Source organism: Flectobacillus roseus (genome assembly GCF_030056595.1).
In the GTDB taxonomy this organism is placed as follows: domain Bacteria; phylum Bacteroidota; class Bacteroidia; order Cytophagales; family Spirosomataceae; genus Flectobacillus; species Flectobacillus roseus.
Window position 1 is genome coordinate 363,603 of sequence record NZ_JASHIF010000008.1, and the last position, 20,200, is coordinate 383,802.

Sequence of the window (20,200 nt, forward strand, 5' to 3'; positions counted from 1 at the left end):
TACTTTTGTATCAATCGTACTCGCCACGCTACCCACTTGAACAGCGCACCAGGGCGAGTCTTTTATTTTATACCCCTATGCAATACAGTAAACCCGCCCTAACCATCAATGATCAATTAGATCAACTAGAAAACAGAGGTTTATTAATTAATGATAGAAATTTTGCTTATAATTTCTTGGAAAATGTTAGCTATTATCGTTTAGCAGGATATTGGTGGTCCCTTCAATCTGACAAAATTAATCATATTTTCAAACCCAAAAGTGATTTCCAGACGGTAGCAAATCTTTACAATTTTGATAAAGACTTAAGAGCGTTGGTATTTAACTATATCGAGAAAATTGAAATTTCGCTTAGAACTCGTATGATTTATCAACTATCAACTCAACACAATCCTAATTGGTTTGAGGACAGTAGTTTATTTCAAAACCAAGCAGATTTTAAATCGAATTTAGATATAATTGATGACGAGCTCAAAAGGTGTAAAGAGGTTTTTATCAAAGAGCACTTCAAGAAATATGATAGTTTTAGTACAAAAACTCCTCAATTCAACCGACCCCCTGCATGGAAAACTATTGAAATTATTTCAATGGGTCATCTTTCAAGGTTATATGGTAATCTAAAAAATAACTTAAAAGTTAAAAATGATATACCAGATGCCTTTCTTGTACCAAACCATACTTTTTTTAGTAGTTGGTTACAGTCAATTAGTTTGATACGAAATTTTTGTGCTCATCACTCCAGACTTTGGAACAAAACTCTAGTAACAACACCAAGACTTCCAACCAGACCTAAAGGCCGTTGGATTAAAAATTTACCGAATTCATACTCAGTCCAAAAATTATATCCAGTACTTTGTTGCATGAGATATTTACTTAATAGTATAGATCCAAGTAACAATTTTACAGATGAACTTCAGGCTTTATGTGCTAAATACCCAAACATAGATATAAAAGCTATGGGATTTGATATTAGTTGGACAAATGAACCCCTTTGGAACTAAGTACCCACCAACAACATACTAAACGGCTTAGTTATCGGCATCTCACCCGATAACTGAGCTATTAAGTATTCGACACCATTCAAATAAACCTTTTTTGAAAAGTCTAGTTTTGCCAAATCCACTTCGTTTAATATCAACTCTTTCTTGAGGTAAAATTGGTTAGCACGCATCTGCTCAAGCTTTGACCAGTGATTTGCTTTTAGTCCTGATGGGCCATTCCAATACAAGGTATAATTACCCCAACTTGGTAAAGCTTTGGGGTATCCGTCTTGTAGTCCATGCCAAAACAATAGTTTGGGAGCTACCTTTTTGGTGAGCTGGGCAAATTGCTCGGTTACACCTTCTTGACGTACTTCAGCTAAACCCGTTTCTGCATTAACCAGGGTTGTCGAAAACTCTGATATTACTTTGGCAACTCCACTGTACATTTGTCCAGTGTACTCTGGGGTAATGTAATCACTCAGCTCTACGGGTTTATCTTTGGTTAGTGCATCGGCTGGATCTAGTTTGTAACCCAGTTGGATTCTGGTATTAGACTCAGGTACTTTGATTTCACCAATTAATCCTTTATCACTCCAGTCCACTACGGCTGGTTGTTGTAAATCATTTTCCCAAAAATTGATTTCTAAAGACTTTTGTACTGGGTTAAAGTTAAACTTGAGGTTAGATAACTTTCGAAGCTCAAGAAAGAACTGCTCTACAGTCAGTTCTGGTAAATGCTGGCTTACTGTGACCGTACCAGCTCCGTCCATAGCTCGAAGGTTAAACAGAATCAATTGGCTGTAGGCTGGGTGATCTAAAAAGTCACCAGTTATAGTGGTATTGGTTATTCCAGCAATCTTTTGAATGACCCATTTTACAAAAAACATCGGTACCAATGGTGAGCCAATGTACTGACCTCCAACAAAATCGTTTACTTTACCTCCATAACCAATCGAGCTACCTTTATCGGCGTAAAAGGTAGTATTGACAATCGTTGGCAAACAATAGGCATCATTAAAGACAATTGAAGCAGTGGAGAAAGGAAGGCTTCCCAACTCCGTGATTTCGGTTAAAAGTTTATCCTGATAATCACCAAAAAACTTGGTAAATTCTTCCTTAGTATCACCTACATAACCGTTCTTTTGTGAAGCCTCTTTTAAGGCCAAAATGCCTTCTTTGATTAGTTCACCGCCAAAGATATACTCAAAAAGATATTCGGGAACAGCTCCTCCAGACGTCGGCTCATCCCAGTAACCAAATACTTTTTGATTACGCGGCGAATATGGCATATTGGGCAACTTGATTGTACTTTCCGGAATCAAGTCATACAACAAGTGAGGATTGATTAAATCTATGGTGGTGGGCAATTTGGCATTTATGTCTACCAATTGCCCATTGATTTTGATGGCTAAACTCATACTTTCACTAGATATACCCTAGCACCTGAAGGGATTTGATTATGTGGAATTTCGATACTGGCACAATTATCAACCGTTGGAACTTGAGCAACGTTGTAAATCAATTGACCGTTGACATATACTTTAAATCCAAAGTTTGTACCATAGATTATAAACCTCCAGTTGAATCCTGTCAGGTAATTAGTCGGCAAATTGATGTCCCAAACACCTACCGGGTAAAGATCTGTTTGTCCTGATTGTCCTTGTAAAAACCAGGCATTCCCCTTCCCTACCCCATTAGCATTATCTTTGGAAACGGCATCAGCTCCACTCATCCCACTTTGTCTGAAGTGTGCATAATTAGCAGGCACGTTAAAAGCATAATCATAAGGGTTCAAAATACATTCTCCATAAGCGTTGGCGTATTCTTGCGTATTCAGCGTGGTATATTCCAGCTCGGCCAATTGTTGGGCTTCTCCTGGTGTTTCCGAACCATAACGACCAGCGGGAATATTGATTGTAGCATAACCACCCGTTTTGCCATTGCCACAATTTGAACGTACAAAAGTCCCTTGGCGAACTATGGCAGTGTTTGGATAGGGACTTGAGCCTGGTACTATACTTGGATTTACTAAAAAGGCTATATAGTCGGGATCACTCTCTACGTTGGGCTTTATGGTTAGGGGTTTAAATAGGCTTTTGTCGTCGGCATACACTTTGCGGATGCGAGCTGGTCGCATTCGTCCCGTTCGTCGCCCAAAGGAATCTAGTATATGAGTAAAGTCTAAACCTTCCCACGTGGTGGCTCTGGCAGGTACAGCGCCAATCGACGGAGCATCACTGTAATTTTGGATAGTTCGGTCATAAGTAAAACTAAAGCTTCGTGCTATCAACTCAGTGTTGTCCTCGACATCAACCAAGGCATTGGTATTTTTACGTAAAGGAATATGACCTTTGTCCGTCACCAAATAGACCTGCTCCGACAACATCAACTCATCAAGGTACTTTAAATAGTCCTTGGCGCTTCGTTCAAACCAACCCGTCGAAATAACCAATTCTCGTTGTCCTTCAGTATTGATCACCACCATTTCCATCCAGTCGATACCCTGAACGGATTTATCGCGCTGAGCGTAGGTTTGTGATACTTTTAAGGTTTCTGTGGCTTTGCCAACTAATCGTATTGTATCAAACCCGCCCAAAGAGTTGGAAAACAAAATGGAGCGCTCGTTTGCTCGGTAACGACTGTCTATTTGAAAAGTACGAACCTCTGTAAACCTTCTGTTTTGTTCGTCCGACAACCAAACATCATATTGATAAACGTCGTTGTCTAAACCCAAAGCTTTGCATCCTACTGGACACAACACGACTGAATTTTGGGTTACCACCTCCAATTCTTTGGCAGTAAAAGTATTTGTACCCGTTGGTTTATAGCTCTGAACTCGAAGACATACTTTTGAAGGTTTTGGCGAAAAGTTCATCAAAAAAGATAGATACTCCTCCTGATCACGACCAATCAATTTGTTATTTGGCTGCCATGTCAAAAACCGACGTTGTTCAAACTGATACTTAGTCCAGAAAGTGTCGGCCCACATAGCAAAATCCTCATCGTTCAATCCGGCTTTAATACAGAATCTAGTGGCCAGCGTCGTATCAGTATTTACATTTGGAGTACCTCCAGTAACCAGCTCTCTGAGTTTGAAAGGTGTTGTTTGGGTAAATACTGAAGTAATTTTTTCTTGTTGCCAGTTAGGTTTTTGATAGTTCAGCAAGCCGTCAAGTTTACCGTTTCGGCGGTTGTATTCAAACGTTGCTCCAGCAAAGGAGTTAATATTTCCAAACACGGTTACGGGTGGCTCTTTACCTATGCTTCGGTGTAGTGGTTCAAATACCAGGGATTGAGGAAAAGTCGGAACCTGTATTTCTAAACTGTATGAAAGGTTGGCTCGTGAAGTCAAATCAGGATTAGCCGCATCAATGGTATGAAACAACCTATTTCGGCTAAACTCCATCGGAATAAAGGCAATTGGTCGTCCTCCAATTTCTGTTAATAATGAATCTACCATTTGTAAAGTTGTTTACGCTCCATTCGTTTCTGAAGCTTTATAAATTCTTTGCGGATGGTCTCAGCGTTGGTTTCGGGTTTAGCCACGGGAAATGCTTTTTTCTGTGCATCCTCATAGACTATTTGTAGTTTAAGCCATGTCGTGGAAGTTTTGAAGCGTAGGTTTATCAAATCCATGAAAAGGAAATAGACCAATACAATTGGCATCGAAAAGCCCGTGATGGCATAAAACAAAAGTTTTTTCATATCAGTAGAATAATTGATTAGATTCTAAACCCAAACGGATCGTAAGTTCATAGCCCCAGGCTGAGTCGAGTGTCACGTACATTACTGGGTCCATGCCAGAGTCGTTTAAATCAAACCAGCATGTTTTTTCTTCCAAATACTTGCGGTTGAGTTCTTGCAGAATATTGGTGGCAACACCTTCACAAAAGTCAAAAGCTGAATCCTGACTTTCAAAATCGTTTAAATCCCCCTTAGCCAAAATGTATATTTTCAACTCGTAATTGAGCATGATCAAGCCGTTGGTAGTATCTCTTACACGATAGCGTGGCCGCATCACAAAAACACTAGGGTAAACCGTTTGACTTACACTGGCAGCACTAAATCTATCCATACGATCACCATCGCTCATGGCCACGTATTCTATCCCGTCTTGTTGACAAATTGGTTTTAGGAAGTTCCAGAGTAGTTGGGTTGGTGTCATTCTGCTTTTTGTATTTCTGCCTGTGCTTTCATGTCTTTGCGGTGTTCTTCCAGAAACAAAAACACATCGTGTATATTGGCTTGCTTTGTTTGATCAAGGTTTCCAAAGATTCCTTTTTCGGCTAATAGATGTTGATTTTTGATAAGTCCCTGACCAGGATAGTCGTCCTCGCCTACACTTTCCACGCCTGTTTCCATCAAATCATATTGCTCGAATAGTTGCTTTACAGATCCAGCAAAATAAACCATAATAGCCACTTTAGTCCCTTCAGGCAGTAAAGCGACTTTTTTGGACATTTCTTTTACAGCGTGGGCATTGTACGGAATTCTATGATCGCCGTTCCAATTGGTGTCCTGAGTATAATCCCCTTCCTTCCGTGGTCGGCAAATAGTAGCAATCAAATGGTGGAGTCGTTCGTCTCCTTCGATTAACTGTTTTGTAAAAGCTAGTAAATGGATGTAGGCATCCGACAGCTCACCAAAACTCATACTGGTCAAATTTTCTTCAAACAAAACCCATTCTTCAGTACCAACTTTCACAGTATCAAACGGCCTTGTAGTCATTTCTTCCGTCCACATCCAGCTCACCATCATGAGTAAATTGTGTAGTATTTCGGCGTTTTGTTTCCTGGTATTTTCGGGTAAATCTTTTCTAAAATAATGATAGCAAAAGCGTCCCCATGTTGTATCGCTGATACCTAGTGTGAGTCGTAAAATTTGATGGTAGGTTTCGGGTGTAGCTTGAGCAACAAAAACAGACTCCAGTAGTTTGGGTAAACGTTTTACGGGTACTTCGCTCCAGTTTTCAGGAATGTAAAACTTTTCTTTCGACAACTCAATTTCTAACATAACAATGTAGGAGCACCCGAAGGCGCTCCTTTTCAAGGTTTACTTTTCTTGTAATTTAGAATAGTCCACCGTCAACTGAGCGATAAGCCCAGCAATAGCACCACTCACTACGACAATTTTACTTGCTAAAAAGTCAACAATACTTGGCAGCTCTACCCCTTGTTGTTTGGATTGAACTAAAGCCAAAGCAACGGCCGAAGTAACAATGGCTACGTTACGGATCGACTTAAATAGTTTTGGTGTAGGTGCTTGGATACGGTCTATTAATCCAAGTTCATCTTGTTTGTTCATTGGTATTTATTTTTGAGTTGTAAATACGCTGGAGTAACCTGATTAGTCATTAGCTGCACATCGCCCCAGCGCCTCCAAATAGGATGGTGAACGCCGTGCTTGCGAGTGCCAGCAGTGGTATTAAATCCGATGGTCAAAATCTCATCGTCGTCGTCAATATCAGGATCTATATTGGGTTGGGCCAATGCTTCCAGATGTGAACCATAAATCCAAATGTAATCCATTAGTTGAGCGTTGCCAGTCCACTTGCCACGGTTGTAGATAATGGTTCGTTTGTCGGTAAACCATCCACGAACCGCGGCAGGACTTTTGAGATTGTATTGTAAACCTAGCTCTTTGGCCATTGCATACTGACCCGCTGCACAATAGGCTGCATGAGCTGACGAACGTGCTATTTTGTTATAATAACTAATTCGTGGGTGGTCGTTTTTATTCGTCTTTTCAACCACATAGACCTCTTTCCGTGCCATGTCTAGCAATGCTTTTCTGACCTCACTTTCAGACATCAACAGTAAAAGATTTTCCTTTTGGGGTTGAGTGTATTCGGCCCAGTGTGTGTAATAGCTACGGTTTTCGGTTTCGGTTCTGATTACATTCTGACCGAATGAGACAAGCCCAAGTAAAGTAATACCGCCGATAAGATAATAGATGTAAGTAAGCCTCTTTGCCATGCCGTTAAATCGTTATTGAACTCGTTTAGAAAATCTCTTTTGGACTTAATGATTGGTACTATGTAGATAAAAATCACTGGAGATATTACGCCAATGATTCCAAGCATAATCAACAAATCCGTCCCGATGGTCATTTTCTCAAAAAAGAGTTTTTGAACAGAATCCAAGTCATGAGCGCGTACCTGAGCAAATGGTTCGACCACGGCGTTGTGTGCAGCTATCTTCTTTTGAGTATCAAAAAAGCCTTGAACGCAAACCCAAAGGAGCAAAAACAAACCGCCAATTTGTGCAAATGGTGTCCACCAAGGGTGACGGCTTTGAGTATCAGGTTCGTTAGTTTCGACAGGCTCGGTCGCCATGCTTTGAATACCTAACTCCAATTGTAATTTTCGGGCTTCAGCTTTGCGTTCTCTCGCTATTTCCATATAGGCCTCAGCCTGTCCGTTGTCTCGTTCGTGTGGCTTTTTGGCCAGCTCCTCTTTTGCCCAATTCTCGTACATTTCGGCATTCTGAAAAAGCGAATCAATTTTGGTAAGCTGTTCTTGTTTGGCTTTTTCTTGGGCCTTTTGCTCGGCTTCAATCAATGCTTGCTCCTCTGCCTCAAGCAAAGCTTTCTGTTCTTCCAGTGCTTTCTTTTTAGCCTCGATGGTCGAATGGTGATCCTGTGAATTGTTGACTACCTTGAGTGGTGTAACGGGTGTAGTATCCTTGGTCATTTTACTAAGTGTCATGGTGTAGAATGTTAAAGAATAACATGAGGTTTGTCGGTAAAGTCCAAATCCTCACTAAGTGTATTGGTTTGATTTTTTAGATAATACGTTGCAAATACTGTTGGCGATGACTCAGCATCCAAAAACTCACGAATATCCCCCAAAAACTTCTGACCATCATTCCACAGCGCCTGACGTTGTACATTTTTCAGTTTAGCGTCGGCGGTTTCTTCTTCCCTAGTGCCGTCTTTGTAACGAGCCTCTCGCATCCCATTCATGTCTACGATCATGGGCAAATACGGGTACGCCTCATACATGGCCAGATACGCCAAAGCCCACTGAATACCCTGTATTAACTCACTTTCTTGAGCTGTCAAAGTTGCTGCCTCCTGCCACTTTTGCTTCAAATCTCTAAAGACCTCTTTAGTTAGTAAGGGTTTTATATAGTTGTTTTCGGATCGCTCTATATAGGTGGTTAGTACATCAAAGAAGCGACTGTTTCGCCCTACCAAGGTTAGCTTTTTGCCCAGCTCAGACGCTGACCTAACAAACAATCTGTTTCGGGTTTTATAGGCCTCAGAGCTTTTCCAAACTTCTGGAGATTCCATTTCCAACAACTCAAAAAAGTCCTCCAGCAATTTGTCCACCACTTGTAAATTGGCTTCCCTTGAGTCGACGTACTCCCATTTGGTAATGGCCACCGTATTTTGTGGTGAGCTTTTCATCAAACCCAAATCCCCTACTTTCATCTTGAGGTGTGGAAAAGCTAAATCGTAACTTTGCCAGGCTACAACCCCTACGGCTATTTCCTTCAGCTCAGTTAGGTTTGTATTGGGCTTTATCAACTCATTGTACAGCTCTACTCCTATTTGTTTGCGAAAATTACGATTGGCCATTTTAGCAAAAGGTTCGAGCGTTTTCCAATTCAAACTTGCTTGAATCCCTCCAAGCTCAGCTTTTAAAACTGCTTCATTGATCAACATTAGGACGCTTGATTAACGACGGCTTGAGCACCGGTCGGGTTGGTATCGAGAGTAGTAATTTGTACTTCCTTAAAAGCTGGAATAATATCACGGTAACCCATGGCTCGTAAAGCATACTGAATATCCTTTAAGACCAACATGCGTGGTACAGGTGTACGGAAATGTTGTTGATAATCGGCCATGACTCTAATTTGTGAACCTGAGTCGTTTCCTTTGCCAGGGCTCACCCCTGCCAAGGTTGGCAAAATACCCATAGCGTTGGCAATAGACTGGTTTGACATTTCCCAAACCTTCGAATAGGCATCGTCCGACATTTCGTTTTTGAGTGGCTGCACGTCTACATTATCCAACATTTTGCCGTCAGCTCCACGTAGGTATTTTACAATCATAGATTTGTTGACGTTCTTTTGTCCAGCCATCCAACCCGACAAGCGATCTGAAAAGTCAGCCCACTTTTTCGAACGGTCTTTTTCATCCAAAGATTTACCACCTTGAGCGTCGAAGTAGTCCACAGGCATACGAATCAAGTATTTGATATTGTAGCCATTTTGGATACCAGATTTGTGAAACATAGGAATCAAATTGGCCAGCTCAATCCACTCTTTGGCACACCACCACGTAGGATACGCATAAAATGGATTACCAGGGATTTGCTCCTTTGCGTGGAGCATGGTGACTACCTGCTTTTTGTTATAACTATCGTCACGAAAATCAAAAGCCGGAATAATATCACTATTGGATTTACTCGAAACAATCCGTTTACCTCCAAACTCATCGTTTACATGAAAATCAATGATTCGGCCATTGGTGGGTGAACCTATCCGAGTCATAAAACAATCACTAATTTCTGGTCGATACCATTTGTTAGAGGCACTCCAGATCATGCGAGTAAACTTGTTGCCGCACTCTACAAATTGATTCAAACCAGAGGCTACAAACGATGGTAGATCAGTATCAAACTCCCAATCCTCCAACCTTGAGTCTGTATAAGGTTGTAAGCTTTGTTTGGTTGTTTCGGGATCTATCACTCTTTTGAAGAACCCCACCCCACTACCATATATCATATCTCGAATACTGACCAACTGAGCAGGTACCTGGTTGTTGCCAACAATCATGCTTTTCATCATGTTGGGCATGTTGTCGGTGTGTCCCCATCGGATATGATCCGTTACTGCTGATCCGAAAAGACTATCATGGTAACCAAACGCGGCATCCCTTGACGTCAATTGCAATACCGCCGAATTGAGCACAAATAGCGAATCCGATAGTTGTTGTACTTTCATAAAATTGTTAGGTGTAGAACTTCAGCTCAATTACACTGTATGGTCTATGAGCAGTCCGTTGTATTCAATCATGAGATCAATAAGTATTTCAAAAGTCCTATCAGTATCGTGATCATAGAGGAGCAGAACGTGATTGATTTTAACATTGCCGTTGTATTTCCCTTTTCCGGGTAAATTTCGAATGCTCTTGGAGACGTTCGCTTTGTATCCTATTTCTCCGTCTACTTTACGATACTTGATAGAAAATTTGTGTACCTCATCGCCCCGTGTGTCTTGGTGAATTTCGGCAAACATCACTCGCCGTTTGATGGTACGTTTAACACTCATGGTCTTTAGGGTTGCCCCTCGTGCTTTGTTTACCCAAAATTGCTACATCATGCGCACCCACAAAAGGACTCATTTTAAAGCGAAATAGAGACCAACTGCTACGGCTATTCGCCAGCACCAATTTTCAGTTTTGCTACTCTTTAATTTCGCTTTACTGTCGCTAAGTTTTAATGAAATGTCAGTAGCAGTTTTGGACAATGTGAGTTTATCCAAAACACAAGTTTGGGCATCTTGTGTGGCCAAATAATAATCCAGTTTCCAGCGGTTGACCTCCAATGATAGAACTTTGTTGTTGGCTTTTACAAAAGTGAAACGTGTGAGGCTATCCAAAATAGCCGGAGCATTGTCATAAAACAGTTTGACCACAGCGCTACTGTCTGGAAATAAAACCTCATTGGTTTCTACCTTCTGTTTTGGAGGAGTTCGTAATGTACTTGTTGATTGCCCGAATAGCATCGAGCTTGGATAGGCGAGCATTACTGCGCAAAGAATCGTTTTCATGATGTAGAATAATTACACGATTCAATGAGTCAATTTGAGCCTGTTGTTTGTGGAGCTTCTCCTGAAAGTTGAGGGAATCTAACTTTCGTTGAGTTGTCAGCGCAATACTCAACAAGCGAGAATTGGTATCGTCCTCGATTTTGAATGGTTTAAGAATAGCCCAAACCAATACAGAAACAAGAATTGATACCAATACCTCTTGTAAAATACGCTTGTAGTCAAATAATGCTGTAGAGTCCTTTACCCCCTTCAACACGCTGAGAATCGATTGAATCCAGTTCATTGTTTTTTTGGGGTAAACATAGAAGTCTTATTATTCTATTTAGAGGACAGGTACCTCATCACATCCGTGTAAATTATGTACAGGTAAAATAATATTATCTGAGTAGATTAATACCTCCTTGCCCTTAGTTGCATTTCCTGCACTATAATTTAACGAATACGTTAGTTGTCTATAATTTTGGTAGAGATTTGTGATTTCTTCTACATTATCATAAGTTACTATCCACTTTAGATTCTCTGACTTTGCAATTTCATTATATATTAGTGAGTGATCTTCATGCGTAAAAAAATTCATATATAACTCTTTCCCTTTAACATAATATGGAGGGTCAAAATACATTAAAGAATTTTCAGGCAATGTATTTCTTAGTGTTTTCAACAATTTCACCGCATCCAAATTATAAAGCTTTATCCTATCTTTGTATAATGCGATCTTTTGGATGCGGTTGATTAAATCATTTTTATTAAATCTTACATCCATCTTCCAGTCACCTGACTGTTCAATACCACCAATTACTCCTGCACGAATTATTCCTGAACGATTTGTTCGATTTAAAAAAAATGTAGAATATCCCAATTCAAGTAAACTACTATTCTCTTTATTTCTTTGAATGTCCTTTTGAACTTTCCATTGAGGAATATCTACATTATTATCAAAAATTAATTTACATAAGTTATCTGTCTCATTTAATACAGAATACCAAAAAGCATAAATTGATTTATCTAAATCATTTATTATTATTCTCGATGCATATTCATTAAACAATAAGTTTAATCCTACGGAGGCTCCTCCTGCATACGGTTCTATGTACACACCATCACACAAAGAATTCTCTTCAAATACAGACATAAAGAAATCTGCAATTTTTGCTTTACCTCCAGGGTATCTCAAAGGCGAAAAAAAGGCCATATAGTTTATATTTTACTGCCAAACACGAAACATAAAATCTTGAATGTTATTCCATGTTATAATTAAGTTTTCTGTTGTAGATGCAAAACGGTGATTATGTAAATATGCGTGTAAAGTATCAATACCAATCAAGTTATTAGGGTCTTTGCAACTAATTTTAATTCCTTTACAAATTGCTGGATCAGCTTTTTTAGTATTTTCCAGATGACTAGCCACGTCCATCACTTTTTTCTGTAAAGTTAATCCACTTTTAGCAGCAGAACCATTATTTGGAATTAAGTTATTTTTTTCCAAATAGCAATCAAGGCTTAGTTCAATAAATACTCTTAAAGATATGGAGGCAACATTTTGGAATTTAGTTATATCTAAATCCTTGAGTTCTAAAAAGATATCGTTAACCTTCGGTTCGTTAATAGTAACCTTGAAACTTTTAGGAATTACAAACTTACGTGATGTTGATTTTGGATGTTGAACTACAGTTTCGACTTTATTAGAGTTAGCCACAAGATTAGAATCAATTCCCACAGTGGAGTTTAATGACTCTGAAGAGGGAGACTCTAGTGAATCTAAAGACAAACTTTGCCCAATTCCCTGTTGTGTATCGAATTCATCAGTCTTAGTTTTTTCTAACTTAAGATACTCATCTGGAGTATCAAGATACCACTTTGAAGTATCTTGAAAAGTTGAAAAATTTGGTATATTTATCGGGTTGAAATTATCAAGATAATCAGCTCTTAGCTCTTTTGTATAAACTTTCTTAACTGTAAAATCGGGAGAAAGTAAATCACTAATGACTCCGACTAATCCTTTTTGAACTTCAGTTAAGGAGTATTTTGAGTACAATCTTCCTGATTCCAGCTCCAAGCCTAAAAATATCCTTACATCTGGATCTGCTAATAATCTATCGAGTGTAGTAACCTTTAAAAGATTTAGTTTTAACTTAAACTCAGGACTTACGGAATCTAAATTTCTTAGAAATGAAACTACCTGCAAAGATTTTGATGCTCGTCCTCCTGTCATTTCTTCAAAACGATCTATCTGACTCGCAGTCCATGAAACAGTACCAACACCATCATATTGTCCTATATGCTTTGTCTTAATCCATTTAAGAGCATCATTAGGATTTTCATAGTAGAGGCATTCTACAGAAGACTCAATATCAAAGGTGTACTTAGAGCGATTTTTAAAATAATCATCATGTAAATCCTGAAATTTCTTTTGTAACATAGGATTCTTGGAATCCTTTAATAAAGTAGGATTTACAAAAAGCTTTAGTGAAGTAATCCTTCTATTACCCTCTATAACGATGTATTTCTTTGATGACAGTAATGTATTTTTTTCATTCTGATCTATCAAGACTTCACTATTACTAGAAGGAATACGTTTCGAAACAATAATACCTTCATGGGGATTGAAACCTTCCTCCAGAATACTCTTCGCTAAATTAAAGAGCTTCTCTTTTTGGTCTTCAACCATCTGTTTAATTGCATCTTTTTGATTATCTACCGTTTCGAAACGGAAATTCTCTAAATTAATCAATAGACTTGTTAATTTGACTTTAATCTTTTTTGGGTTCATTGGACTTGGCGTTTTTAGCAACTATTAATTAATGCAAATATTACAAATTTTCTTTATAATTTTTTAACAAAATTATTATAGTGATAAAAGTAGTTTCAACAGAAAAGCCTCATACAATTTTCTCAAAAGAGAGGCAATTGTATAAGGCTTTTTACAAAATCAAAGAGAATCAAATCTACATATCACCTCAAACACCCTCCAAACCACCTGAGGCACTATTGCATTGCCGTAGGCTTTTATAGATTCTTCTCGCCAGTAATTGAATGTTGATTTTCGGGTTTTTCTTCCTTGTAGAAGGGTCTCTCTGTCCAGTCTGCTGGAAAACCCATCATCTCGGCCACAAACCGGGGATTCAACTGGGAAGGTTGCCCAGTGACTTGATAAGCCCTTTTTTGTAGTGAGTCTTGGTTCATTTTGCCCGTGTTCTTGGCAGGGTTGTCCGATGCCGTTGGCGTGGGGAGAAATGATACTACTATTTGGGCTAGTGCTTCCTCCAAGTTCCCTTTGTTGCGATTGGCCAACTTCACACTGTTTAAATTGATATTGGTGGCTTTGTTGGTTCGGGGTGTCGGGAGCATTCCGTAAAACATTACTGCATCCAAAATGCTGTTGGGTCTGGCTTCGCCATTCACTCGACTGTTGAGTGAAGTTGCTCCAGCTTTCACCAGCTCCAGTACTCGTTCGGGGTGATCTCGTTGTACAGCAGTCGGCGTGGGTAATAATCCGTTTTCTATCGCGTCCCTGAGCTTCAGTCCCCACCTGATTCCGTCCTTGTTCTGCCTGAAAAACGTTCCATTCTCGAATTGTGGATTCTCTACCTTTGCTCCTATCGTTTCGCTGGCCCTTGGCGTGGGCAACAAACCAGACTCGATCGCGGCGGTGCGGTGCGTCGACACCTGCAGCTGGAAGTACGAACGCTTGTACTTCGTAGCCTTCAGCTTCCAACTGAGCATGCACCTCTTCGAATACCAGTCCGTTGTCCCAACTAATGATGCCGCGAACGTTTTCGCCCACGACCCATGTTGGTCTGATTTCATGAATTGCTCTAAGCATGTGTGGCCACAGGTGGCGCTCATCGGCTTTACCCATTCGTTTTCCTGCCACGCTGTAGGGCTGGCAAGGGAATCCACCAGTGAGGACATCGATTTGTCCTCGGTGTTTACTAAAATCTGTTGTTGTGATGTCGTCATAAAGAATTGCATTGGGCCAGTAATATTGTAGAACTTGCTGGCAAAACGGGTTTATCTCACAGTGGAATACATTTTCCCAACCCATCTGGTGGGCCACAAGGTCAAACCCTCCGATTCCACTGAATAAAGAGGCGTGTTTCATCTTTTTTGTAGGTGTAAAATCTAGTATTTTCCTGCAAGTTGGATTTGACACACCTCAATCAGTAGGACAATTTTTTGTACCAGCTAAACCATTTGTAACTCCAGCTCCTTGTTTTTACAATAAAGCGTAGTCATTCTTTGCACTAAACTTTTACGTTCTGATCGTTTGTGAGCTCTCAGACGCTGGAGTCTTTTCAAGGTTGTACGATAGTCCTCATTGGGCAGCTCTAAACAAACTGAAGCTTTGCGCCAAACATAGCCCCAAGAACCTTTTACTCTATACTCTAGGTACACGACTCCTTGCAATGCGTATCTGATACGCATCCGACTTTTAACTAAGATTTTCATGATTTGATTGTAGCCGTATGGCTGGAAAATGATTGAAGGAAATGAGTTAAAACTAAATATTCTCGTGACGAATCATACTCTGAACTTCAAGTAAATGGTACCAAGTTTCAGGATCATCTTTTTGAATTGATTCCATTACCTCATCAGAAAGTGGAATTAATGAACCGTTTGAAAATTCGGCTAAAGCACCGCAGTATAAGCAGATACTAAAATCACCATTGGCTGGGAATTTGACCTCTTCTGAATCCAAATGCGTATGTGAATCCACAGGAGCTGAGCAGTTATGACATTCCATAATATGAAGGTTTATAAAATTACGGTTGTAATGTTTTGGGCTTGAGCCCGACTATATCCATGATGTCCATTTGAATATTGCCAGCCGAGCGGGTCATTCCAAGATGATCACGAATTAACTTGATTGCTGAGGCAGGTACGTAACGATCACCTCGGAGCATTTTTCGAATATTGGAGTTATCAGAATTTGGCCCATAGTCTAACTCTGTTCGGAGTATTTGGTATAGGGCTTTGCGTTGCCGAAGTGGTAATTTTTTGTAGACTCTTATCACTTCAATTGGCATTAGTAAGCGTTGAGTTCTCATTGTTTATTGACCCGTTTTATAAAGTGTTGACCCGTTTTTACCTCAAAATAAACCGTCTCAAATCCTTATCGTATTTCGCTATCATTTGCCCATTTTGACCAACCTCATAAATATAAGCATCGTCGAAAGGGTCTTTAAAACCTCCTACCAGCTTGGCGGCCGACATGAGGCGCTGAGAGGAATTTTTACCAAAAACTATAATATCATTCGATGTCTTGAGCGGTAACCAAACACCGTTTGGAAGAATGTATTTAAGTTTCCATTTTACGAGTGGAGCGGTTGTTGTTGCCATGGATTTGTAAAGTTTGTAGTTGTTAAAAAGGTATTAAATTTCTGTACATATTCGCTAGTGGTGCGTACTGTGAGCTTACGGCTAAAGTACTGAGCCAACTGGGTAATATCTTTAATTCTGTTCTTTTGCCCCTTAGGTACAGTACCAGTGACAGGAAATTGAAGCATTGAAAGCTTAGCACGTTCCAACTCACGCTCAAACTCTAGTTCCTTGAGAGATTTCTGAGCCTTTTTGTCCCATTCCAATACTACCAAAAAGCCTTGTTTCTGAGAATTTCCGTAGCTTTTTTGGAAATAAGCCGTTGGGTGGTACGCTTGGCGGTCTTTACGGGCATCAAAAGCTTGCTTTTTGTCAGCCCAGTATTGCATTCTCAAATTATAGATTTCCCAAAACTCAAAAGTGTTTTCTGACGGTTTTTCGGGCACAAATGACTTAAATACATCCTTGTGAATCACCTTTTTAATGTCTGCTTCGATTGGCGTAAAATTGCGATTTGGATAGAAAACGTCCTTGACATAGCTCCAGAAGCGGCTCACAATTTGAGCTTTCTCAATTTCGGTGATCGCCTTCACTGGAGTTGGCTTGTTTTGGTAGCGCAGTTTGTGCAGTTTTCCTTGTTTGTATGCCTCAAAACGCTCATCTGACGAAATTTCGGTGCCACCTTGAGGGTTTTCGTCTGCCACCTCGGAGGTGTCCACGGGACCCGCACCTGTTTTTTTCTTGGTAAAATTTTCTTGGTTAGGTTCTTGGCCAGCTTCCAAGGGTTTTGCAATTTCCTGTTTTTCTTGGCAGTTTTCTTGGTGTCTTTCCTGGGGTAGCTTTTCCACATCTTCCGCTCTATATGAATTATATAAATTTTCACTAAGAGGGACTAATAAGTCAGGCGAACTTTGCCACACTGGTAGGGGTTCAAAGCTTTTGTAAGCGGATTTTAAAATCGTGGTAGCTTTTTCGCTCCAGCTCTGAATTTTGGGTTTGCTTTCCTCTACACCTAGCAAAAACCACTGATTAATGGCCACGTGGTAGCCGTTTATTTTGCCCTCAGCAAACTCCTCAAGCATAATCACACCATAATTACTCAAGCGTGCCAAATGATCCTGCACAGCTCGACGACTACAGCCACACAAATTCGCCAAATCAGCCCTTGTAATGGTAATCAGAGGCATATTGGTAGCTTCAGCCCACAATGGGCTGTTCATGCGATTCCAGAACTCTTTTAGATAAAAATTAGCAATAGTCTTGAATTTAGACAAATGAGGCTCACGCAACATGGTAGACCTTGTTACCATTTGAGCATCATTATGCTCTCTTACGAACGCCAAATAGCGCTCGACAACCTTACCAAATTGATGTTTGAAAGTTTTTTCTATTCTCATAACTCTGAGTGGGTGGCCTCTACATATCGAAGCAGTATATTGCCTTGTCAGAGGTATATACCAAAATGCAGGAGGCCGTCCCGTGCTATTTCCCGTTGCGCCATTTTGTGGACTCGAACCACCAACAGCCGTACTCCAGCCATTGCCCAATTAAAGGCAAATTTTATAACCTTATCTATTATACGTTAAGACAAAACAGAGCCACCCCACAGGGATGGCCTGTCGAATTTGTAACTTTTTAATTCTAGTGGGCACAGCTAGACTCGAACTAACACCACTCTCCTACATAAGACCGCCAAGTTTAGGAAGGAGATTGTACTACCTTGTACGACATGCCCGAAAATGAAAGCAGGTAAAACCCACTACATTCGCACAACACCTAATTAACAATCGCTATTTAACTTAGTCTTACACCTGTGTGGGCCGTGGCCAGTCAAGGCCGCCAGACTTTTAAAAGTCTTTTTACACACAGGGCATTCAAACCTCGAAATTTCGTTCTGTGGTGGTATTTGATCTGTTTCGACACTGGTTAGCTCATGTACTTGAGCGAGCTCAGTTTTCAGAAAATCAAAGACATTGATACCTTTTAGCCTGCAATTTCGCACCAGACGCTCCATTTGCAAGGACACTTTCGTGTGATCAGAAACCTGTTTGATTTCCATTTCTAAACCTTTTTGAAGGATTTCCTTCAAGTCCTGTAGCGGGTGACCGCTTTGAGGATGACTGGGATAAAATACGTTCTTTGTCATAGCCTAGGTCTACGAGGTGGTTTGGTTCTGCTCCACGAAAGCATCGTTCCGCAAAGGAGAAAAGCGAATGCCAGAAAATACAAGTACATATTAAGCCTCCTTACAGGTTTGCGCCAAACTAGTGGCTTTCCGTAAAGGATCAGGGATTTGATTATTATCAAAGTTTTCGTGATCAAAACCTAAGTGAGAAACCAAGCAAGTACGAACCCATGAAGGTACTTCATACAAGTTTAGAGCGGTTATCTCATTACGTTTTATTCGTTCTCTTTCTTTTCGGAGGATATTTTGAAACGTGACTATCATTCCCTCCTTTGCTAAATCAGCTTCGAACAAATGATATTTTTTAGCCTCGAATTTCTTCCAAAAATTGCAATAATCGTTTAGAGTGGTCAAAGGGGTAAAAGCGTCCATTCATCTACTATTTTAAACCTTTTACTAAAATATAATTGATAATTGTAAAATATTCTGTAATATTTACATCATGTTTTGCTGTATTTATTTCTAATATTTATACACAATATTAAAATATATAAACATTTTATGCAAATTTTTAAACACAAATAAACAAAATAATAAATAAAAAATATACAAACACCTTAAAATCAAACAATTAACAAAATATACAGAAAAATGAAAAAACTAAAATGGTACCACTACATCGCACTAGTCTTTACACTACTTTTTATAATAAACATTCTATCTCCTTCAAAAGATGAATCGATTGAACCTATAATTCAATATGATAAAATTGCACAAAAAACTCAAAAGGAAGTAGAGAACTTACTTGGGAAAGGAGTTTTTACCGAAAACATTCAGGATAAAAAAGCAAATTGCTCAAGTAGTGATTGTCCTCATTATAAATACGGCAATTTAGAAATCACCTATATTAACGGTAAAGCAGATTGGATTACTGTAAACGATTTAAGTAAGTTTGATTACAACGAAAATGCTATCGAATTAGTAGGAATCAAACAGAAAAAACAACCCGATTTTTCTAATAGTACTGTTATTCGTTACTACAATTTCGATGAATTTAATGAGCTAGCAATTTTTGCAAACGGGAATGGGAAAGTTAGTTATATCTATATCAAGGCAAAAACTAAGTAGTGCTTTTGCTTTAAAATCAAGAGCCCTTATTACGTGTTTTGCAATTCCACCAAATAGAAAAGCAATATCCAAACACTCCTGATATAATTAGCCAAAAAGAATCTATCATCTTTAAAAGATTTGAATAATAACAATAATACAAATAAACAATAGCTGTCAATGGTTTATAGAATTGAGAAAAGAGTTTTCACAAATTCAATTACAGCTTGTAAATAATTAACTATAAAACCAAAAACGTTTATTCCAACTACAAACCCTTGAAAAAAATATCGATAGCGTGGTATATTCCACCAAGAAAAGAAAACGGAATACATAGAAAATTAGGTTTTAATTTTAGTAATGGGACTATTCAGTAAATTATTCTGAATTATAACAAAGGTTTAATTAAAGGTCGACACTGGTTGTATAAACTACGGTTTTCATCACATGCAAGTAAAATAGAATCAAACCTTTTACTATTTGCATCTGATAAACTTGAAATTAATTTATAACAATCTAACATTTTGTCACTGAATAGGAAGCTATCTATAAATTGTTCAAAATCAATATTAGACTCGGCTATGATACCAATTAAAGGCTTTTTAATTGTTAGTAACCAGACATTAGTAACCACTTTTCCAGAGGAGTCTTGGTAAGGAAAAGCAAAGAAAATTGTTGACTGAACAATTTTGCGAATCTCAAAATGTGTGGCTGAAATACGAATCTTTTCACCATTTAATATTTTGCCAATTTTTGAAAAATAATCGATGTAATCTGTTGTAAATTCAATCATAATGGCAATTCATTATAATATTAAATTAGGTGCTGAACACCTAAATGCTAAAGCTAGAAGTAAAATTTGAGTTTTTTTGATTTGAATTCAAATG

The 20,200-nt window shown here is 39.1% G+C and carries 26 protein-coding genes and 1 pseudogene; 2 read left to right on the plus strand and 25 right to left on the minus strand.

All coding sequences use genetic code 11. From position 1 onward, the window contains the following. The first annotated feature begins 77 nt into the window (after positions 1 to 77). Positions 78 to 1,001, plus strand: a complete 924-nt coding sequence (locus tag QM524_RS10430) for an Abi family protein (RefSeq protein WP_283344532.1) — start codon at positions 78 to 80, stop codon at positions 999 to 1,001. On the opposite strand, the gene QM524_RS10435 is transcribed toward QM524_RS10430, so the two are convergent. From QM524_RS10435 to QM524_RS10550, 24 genes and pseudogenes are all read right to left on the minus strand, one after another. After that, positions 998 to 2,401: a hypothetical protein gene (locus QM524_RS10435; RefSeq protein WP_283344533.1), complete on the minus strand. Its 1,404-nt coding sequence runs from the start codon at positions 2,399 to 2,401 to the stop codon at positions 998 to 1,000. The genes QM524_RS10430 and QM524_RS10435 overlap by 4 nt on opposite strands. After that, positions 2,398 to 4,443 carry a DUF5977 domain-containing protein gene (locus tag QM524_RS10440; protein WP_283344534.1) on the minus strand — a complete coding sequence of 682 codons (2,046 nt, stop codon included), beginning with the start codon at positions 4,441 to 4,443 and terminating at the stop codon, positions 2,398 to 2,400. Before QM524_RS10440 ends, QM524_RS10435 begins: the two co-directional genes overlap by 4 nt. Then, entirely contained in the window at positions 4,437 to 4,688 is a 252-nt protein-coding gene (locus QM524_RS10445; protein WP_283344535.1) for a hypothetical protein, read from the minus strand. Before QM524_RS10445 ends, QM524_RS10440 begins: the two co-directional genes overlap by 7 nt. A gap of 1 nt (position 4,689) precedes the next feature. Continuing rightward, the gene (locus tag QM524_RS10450; RefSeq protein WP_283344536.1) at positions 4,690 to 5,148 is read right to left on the minus strand and encodes a hypothetical protein; all 459 of its coding nucleotides are present in this window, start codon (positions 5,146 to 5,148) and stop codon (positions 4,690 to 4,692) included. Next, positions 5,145 to 5,996, minus strand: a complete 852-nt coding sequence (locus QM524_RS10455; protein WP_283344537.1) for a hypothetical protein — start codon at positions 5,994 to 5,996, stop codon at positions 5,145 to 5,147. The genes QM524_RS10450 and QM524_RS10455 overlap by 4 nt, the downstream gene beginning before the upstream one ends. Positions 5,997 to 6,035: 39 nt before the next feature. Further along, a complete protein-coding gene (locus QM524_RS10460; RefSeq protein WP_283344538.1) occupies positions 6,036 to 6,287 on the minus strand; it encodes a hypothetical protein in 252 nt (83 codons plus the stop codon). Further along, positions 6,284 to 6,958, minus strand: coding sequence for a hypothetical protein (locus QM524_RS10465; protein ID WP_283344539.1), 675 nt, complete (start codon positions 6,956 to 6,958; stop codon positions 6,284 to 6,286). The genes QM524_RS10460 and QM524_RS10465 overlap by 4 nt, the downstream gene beginning before the upstream one ends. Next, the gene (locus QM524_RS10470) at positions 6,877 to 7,689 is read right to left on the minus strand and encodes a hypothetical protein (protein ID WP_283344540.1); all 813 of its coding nucleotides are present in this window, start codon (positions 7,687 to 7,689) and stop codon (positions 6,877 to 6,879) included. Before QM524_RS10470 ends, QM524_RS10465 begins: the two co-directional genes overlap by 82 nt. An 11-nt stretch (positions 7,690 to 7,700) precedes the next feature. Then, a complete protein-coding gene (locus QM524_RS10475; protein WP_283344541.1) occupies positions 7,701 to 8,651 on the minus strand; it encodes a DUF6712 family protein in 951 nt (316 codons plus the stop codon). Then, positions 8,651 to 9,934 carry a phage portal family protein gene (locus QM524_RS10480; RefSeq protein ID WP_283344542.1) on the minus strand — a complete coding sequence of 428 codons (1,284 nt, stop codon included), beginning with the start codon at positions 9,932 to 9,934 and terminating at the stop codon, positions 8,651 to 8,653. The genes QM524_RS10475 and QM524_RS10480 overlap by 1 nt, the downstream gene beginning before the upstream one ends. A 30-nt stretch (positions 9,935 to 9,964) precedes the next feature. Continuing rightward, complete coding sequence (locus tag QM524_RS10485) at positions 9,965 to 10,261, minus strand: hypothetical protein (RefSeq protein WP_283344543.1); 297 nt, start codon at positions 10,259 to 10,261, stop codon at positions 9,965 to 9,967. 69 nt (positions 10,262 to 10,330) lie between these two features. After that, positions 10,331 to 10,762 (minus strand): hypothetical protein, encoded by a 432-nt coding sequence (locus QM524_RS10490; protein ID WP_283344544.1) that lies wholly within the window; start codon positions 10,760 to 10,762, stop codon positions 10,331 to 10,333. Next, a complete protein-coding gene (locus QM524_RS10495) occupies positions 10,653 to 11,045 on the minus strand; it encodes a hypothetical protein (RefSeq protein ID WP_283344545.1) in 393 nt (130 codons plus the stop codon). Before QM524_RS10495 ends, QM524_RS10490 begins: the two co-directional genes overlap by 110 nt. Positions 11,046 to 11,084: 39 nt before the next feature. Next, positions 11,085 to 11,954, minus strand: coding sequence for a DNA adenine methylase (locus tag QM524_RS10500; RefSeq protein WP_283344546.1), 870 nt, complete (start codon positions 11,952 to 11,954; stop codon positions 11,085 to 11,087). A gap of 12 nt (positions 11,955 to 11,966) precedes the next feature. Then, complete coding sequence (locus QM524_RS10505) at positions 11,967 to 13,532, minus strand: hypothetical protein (protein WP_283344547.1); 1,566 nt, start codon at positions 13,530 to 13,532, stop codon at positions 11,967 to 11,969. 159 nt (positions 13,533 to 13,691) lie between these two features. Next, the gene (locus QM524_RS10510; RefSeq protein WP_310586447.1) at positions 13,692 to 14,864 is read right to left on the minus strand and encodes a DNA cytosine methyltransferase; all 1,173 of its coding nucleotides are present in this window, start codon (positions 14,862 to 14,864) and stop codon (positions 13,692 to 13,694) included. A gap of 83 nt (positions 14,865 to 14,947) precedes the next feature. Further along, positions 14,948 to 15,211: a hypothetical protein gene (locus tag QM524_RS10515; RefSeq protein WP_283344548.1), complete on the minus strand. Its 264-nt coding sequence runs from the start codon at positions 15,209 to 15,211 to the stop codon at positions 14,948 to 14,950. 52 nt (positions 15,212 to 15,263) lie between these two features. Next, positions 15,264 to 15,506, minus strand: a complete 243-nt coding sequence (locus tag QM524_RS10520; protein ID WP_283344549.1) for a hypothetical protein — start codon at positions 15,504 to 15,506, stop codon at positions 15,264 to 15,266. Positions 15,507 to 15,525: 19 nt separating this feature from the next. Further along, entirely contained in the window at positions 15,526 to 15,810 is a 285-nt protein-coding gene (locus QM524_RS10525) for a hypothetical protein (protein WP_283344550.1), read from the minus strand. A gap of 37 nt (positions 15,811 to 15,847) precedes the next feature. After that, a complete protein-coding gene (locus QM524_RS10530; protein WP_283344551.1) occupies positions 15,848 to 16,102 on the minus strand; it encodes a hypothetical protein in 255 nt (84 codons plus the stop codon). Continuing rightward, on the minus strand, positions 16,075 to 17,478 hold the full coding sequence (locus tag QM524_RS10535; protein ID WP_283344552.1) for a helix-turn-helix domain-containing protein: 1,404 nt from the start codon (positions 17,476 to 17,478) through the stop codon (positions 16,075 to 16,077). Before QM524_RS10535 ends, QM524_RS10530 begins: the two co-directional genes overlap by 28 nt. 248 nt (positions 17,479 to 17,726) lie before the next feature. Then, positions 17,727 to 17,816, minus strand: a pseudogene (locus QM524_RS10540). A gap of 45 nt (positions 17,817 to 17,861) precedes the next feature. Then, positions 17,862 to 18,227, minus strand: coding sequence for a C2H2-type zinc finger protein (locus QM524_RS10545; protein ID WP_283344553.1), 366 nt, complete (start codon positions 18,225 to 18,227; stop codon positions 17,862 to 17,864). A gap of 90 nt (positions 18,228 to 18,317) precedes the next feature. After that, entirely contained in the window at positions 18,318 to 18,638 is a 321-nt protein-coding gene (locus tag QM524_RS10550; protein ID WP_283344554.1) for a hypothetical protein, read from the minus strand. Between the two features lie 219 nt (positions 18,639 to 18,857). On the opposite strand from QM524_RS10550, the gene QM524_RS10555 reads away from it, so the two are divergent. Continuing rightward, positions 18,858 to 19,334 carry a hypothetical protein gene (locus tag QM524_RS10555; RefSeq protein WP_283344555.1) on the plus strand — a complete coding sequence of 159 codons (477 nt, stop codon included), beginning with the start codon at positions 18,858 to 18,860 and terminating at the stop codon, positions 19,332 to 19,334. 367 nt (positions 19,335 to 19,701) lie between these two features. Here QM524_RS10555 and QM524_RS10560 read toward each other — a convergent pair whose 3' ends face one another. Continuing rightward, positions 19,702 to 20,106 carry a hypothetical protein gene (locus QM524_RS10560; protein ID WP_283344556.1) on the minus strand — a complete coding sequence of 135 codons (405 nt, stop codon included), beginning with the start codon at positions 20,104 to 20,106 and terminating at the stop codon, positions 19,702 to 19,704. Between the last annotated feature and the right edge of the window lie 94 nt (positions 20,107 to 20,200).